The 3,010-nt window shown below is 69.2% G+C and carries 4 protein-coding genes and 1 pseudogene; 3 read left to right on the forward strand and 2 right to left on the reverse strand.

Going from position 1 to position 3,010, the window contains the following annotated elements:
* Both PO768_RS28315 and PO768_RS28320 read right to left on the reverse strand, forming a co-directional pair.
* The coding region (locus PO768_RS28315) for a prepilin-type N-terminal cleavage/methylation domain-containing protein (RefSeq protein WP_272648722.1) at nt 1–204 on the reverse strand (204 nt) is incomplete at its 3' end.
* Nucleotides 198–617: a type IV pilin protein gene (locus PO768_RS28320; RefSeq protein ID WP_272648723.1), complete on the reverse strand. Its 420-nt coding sequence runs from the start codon at nt 615–617 to the stop codon at nt 198–200. The genes PO768_RS28315 and PO768_RS28320, both read right to left, overlap by 7 nt.
* A gap of 261 nt (nt 618–878) precedes the next feature.
* Here PO768_RS28320 and PO768_RS28325 point away from each other — a divergent pair.
* The 3 genes and pseudogenes from PO768_RS28325 to PO768_RS28335 form a co-directional block, all read left to right on the forward strand.
* Nucleotides 879–1,894: pseudogene (locus PO768_RS28325) on the forward strand (DMT family transporter).
* Nucleotides 1,895–1,898: 4 nt separating this feature from the next.
* A complete protein-coding gene (locus PO768_RS28330; protein WP_269840222.1) occupies nt 1,899–2,687 on the forward strand; it encodes an SDR family NAD(P)-dependent oxidoreductase in 789 nt (262 codons plus the stop codon).
* Nucleotides 2,687–3,010: penicillin acylase family protein (locus PO768_RS28335; protein ID WP_272648724.1), on the forward strand; the 324-nt coding region annotated here is incomplete at its 3' end. The genes PO768_RS28330 and PO768_RS28335, both read left to right, overlap by 1 nt.

Consider the following 3,010-nt stretch of genomic DNA (forward strand, 5'->3'; position numbering starts at 1 on the left):
CGGCCGGGCCTCGGGATTGCGCAAGGCCTGGGCCTTCAGCTCGGCCATGGCCTGGCGCAGCTGCGCCTGGCTCTGGCGCATCGCGGCCTGGTCGACCCAGCTGGCGGTCAGCGCGCTGCCGCCCAGGGCCAGCAGCAGCATCAGGGCGACCACCACCATCAGCTCGATCAGGCCGATGCCGTGCTGGCCGTGCGAGCTCACCATGCGCTGAAGCCGCAGGCGCTGCTGGCGCTGCGTCGGTTGTCATGGCCCAGGGTCAGCACGCAGCCGCTGAGGCTGCCCTTGCCGGTGGCGGTCAGGGTGTAGCTGCTGGCATCGCTGGCCAGGCTGTAGCTGAAATGGCCGGCCTGGGTCGGCGCCCAGCCCTTGAAGAGGGTAGGGGTGGCGGCGGTCTTGTCGGCATGGTCCGGATAGCGCAGCTGCAGCTGGAAGCGGTTCTCCATATTCAGCGCCAGTGCGGCGAGATCGGCGCTGGCATCCTTGGCCCGGCTCTTGGTGATGAAGCTGGTGTAGGCGGGCACGGCGACGGCGGCCAGGATGCCGGCCACGACAACGGCAATCATCAGCTCGACCAAGGTGAAGCCGCCTTGCCGGCCAGATTCGTGAAGCGTCTGCATCTTGTGTCCTCTCCCCCTCGGGTAATTAACGCCAATTCGGCTTATTGGTATTTTTATATGTAACCAAACTAATACCAATTGTTACCGATCCCGGCGAATCGGCCCGGCACAAGTTCACGCGCAGCGAGGCTTTCTTGTGCAGAGCGGGCGGGCTGTCACCCCGGTGGCAGGCAGGGCGGGCCGCTCATGCTGCGCGCCAGCCGCCCGGCAGCGCAGGCTGCGGCCGGGTCGGGGGCGCACGCACCCTAGAATCGGCGGCCCATGTCCAGCCCTACCGCGCCCGCTGCCGTTTCCCCCTTGTGGCCGGGCCTCTTGCTGGCCTCGCTGGGCGCGATCGCGTTCTCCGGCAAGGCCATCATCGTCAAGCTGGCCTATCGCCACGGCGTCGATGCGGTGACCCTGATCATGCTGCGCATGGTGTTCGCGCTGCCGCTGTTCCTGGTCCTGAGCTGGTGGGCCGGTCGCGGCAAACCCCCGCTGACCCGGCGCGACTGGCTGGTGATCCTGGGCCTGGGCTTCTCGGGCTACTACCTGGCGAGCTTTCTGGACTTCGCCGGCCTGGCCTATATCAGCGCCAGCTTCGAGCGCCTGATCCTCTATCTGAACCCGACCATCGTGCTGTTCCTGGGCTGGCTGCTGTTCCGGCGCCGGGTCACCGGCCGCCAGCTGATCGCGCTGGCGGTCAGCTATGCCGGCGTGCTGCTGGTGTTCGGCCAGGAGCTGCAGTTGCAGGGCAGCGATGTGCTGCTGGGCGCGGCCCTGGTGTTCGGCANCTGATCGCGCTGGCGGTCAGCTATGCCGGCGTGCTGCTGGTGTTCGGCCAGGAGCTGCAGTTGCAGGGCAGCGATGTGCTGCTGGGCGCGGCCCTGGTGTTCGGCAGCGCGCTGAGCTATGCGCTCTACCTCGTCTACAGCGGCGCGGAGGTCAAGCGCCTGGGCGCGCTGCGCCTGACCGGGCTGGCGACCACGGTGGCCTGCCAGCTGTGCATTGCGCAGTTCCTGCTCTTGCGCCCGCTGGGCTCGCTGGCGAGCCTGGCTCCCGAGGTGCTGTGGCTGTCGCTGCTGAACGCCACCGCCTGCACTTTCGCGCCGGTGCTGATGGTGATGATGGCGATCGAGCGCATCGGTGCGACGATGGCCGCGCAAACAGGGATGATCGGGCCGATGTCCACCATCCTGATGGGCGTGTGGATACTGGGCGAACCCTTCACCCCCTGGGTGGCCGCCGGCACGGTGCTGGTGATGGGCGGGGTGTGGCTGTTGACCAAGTGGAGATAGAGCAATGGATTTCGGACTGAACGGCCGCTGGGCCCTGGTGTGCGCGGCCAGCAAGGGATTGGGGCGCGGCTGCGCCGAGGCCCTGGTGGGCGAGGGCGTCAATGTGGTGATCACGGCGCGTGGCGCCGAGACGCTGGAGGCCACGGCCGCGGCGCTGCGGGCACTGAACCCCGCCGTCGAAGTGCGCACGGTGGCCGGCGACATCGCCACCGCCGAAGGCCGTGCGGCCGCGCTGGCGGCCTGCCCGCAGGTCGACATCCTGGTCAACAACGCCGGCGGCCCACCGCCCGGCGATTTCCGCGACTGGGGCCGTGAGCAGTGGATTGCCGCGCTGGACGCGAACATGCTGACCCCGATCGAGCTGATCAAGGCCACGGTGGACGGCATGGGCGAGCGCGGCTTCGGCCGCATCGTCAACATCACCTCGGGCGCGGTCAAGGCGCCGATCGATGTGCTGGGTTTGAGCAATGGCGCGCGCTCGGGCCTGACCGGCTTTGTCGCCGGCATCGCCCGCCAGGCCCGCATCGCCGGCCGCAATGTGACGATCAACAATCTGCTGCCCGGCGCCTTCGATACCGAGCGCCTGCAGAAGACCATGGTCGCCGGCGCGGCCAAGAGCGGTGTCTCGGCCGAGGAGATGGCGGCCAAGCGCCGCGTCACCATCCCAGCCCAGCGCTTCGGTTCGGCCGCCGAGTTCGGCGCGATCTGCGCGATGCTGTGCAGCGCCCAGGCTGGCTATCTGACCGGGCAGAACATCCTGCTCGATGGTGGCGCCTACCCCGGCACCTTCTGATGCGCTGGCTGCGCCGTCTGCTGCTGGGCCTGCTGACCCTGCTGCTGCTGATCGCGCTGGCCGCCTGGCTGGCCTTGCGAGCCAGCCTGCCAAGCTACGAGGGCGAGGCCCGCAGCGCGGTCAGCGCGGCGGTGGCGCTGACACGCGACGAGCGCGGCTACCTCAGCATCAGTGCGGCCAACCGCGCCGACGCGGCGCGGGCCCTGGGCTACAGCCATGCCCAGGAGCGCTTCTTCCAGATGGACCTGATGCGGCGCAACGCGGCCGGCGAGCTGGCCGCGCTGTTCGGCGCCAAGGCGCTGCCGCTGGACCAGGGACGCCGG

Origin of the sequence: Paucibacter sp. XJ19-41, from assembly GCF_028462495.1 — a bacterium.
GTDB lineage: Bacteria > Pseudomonadota > Gammaproteobacteria > Burkholderiales > Burkholderiaceae_C > Roseateles_E.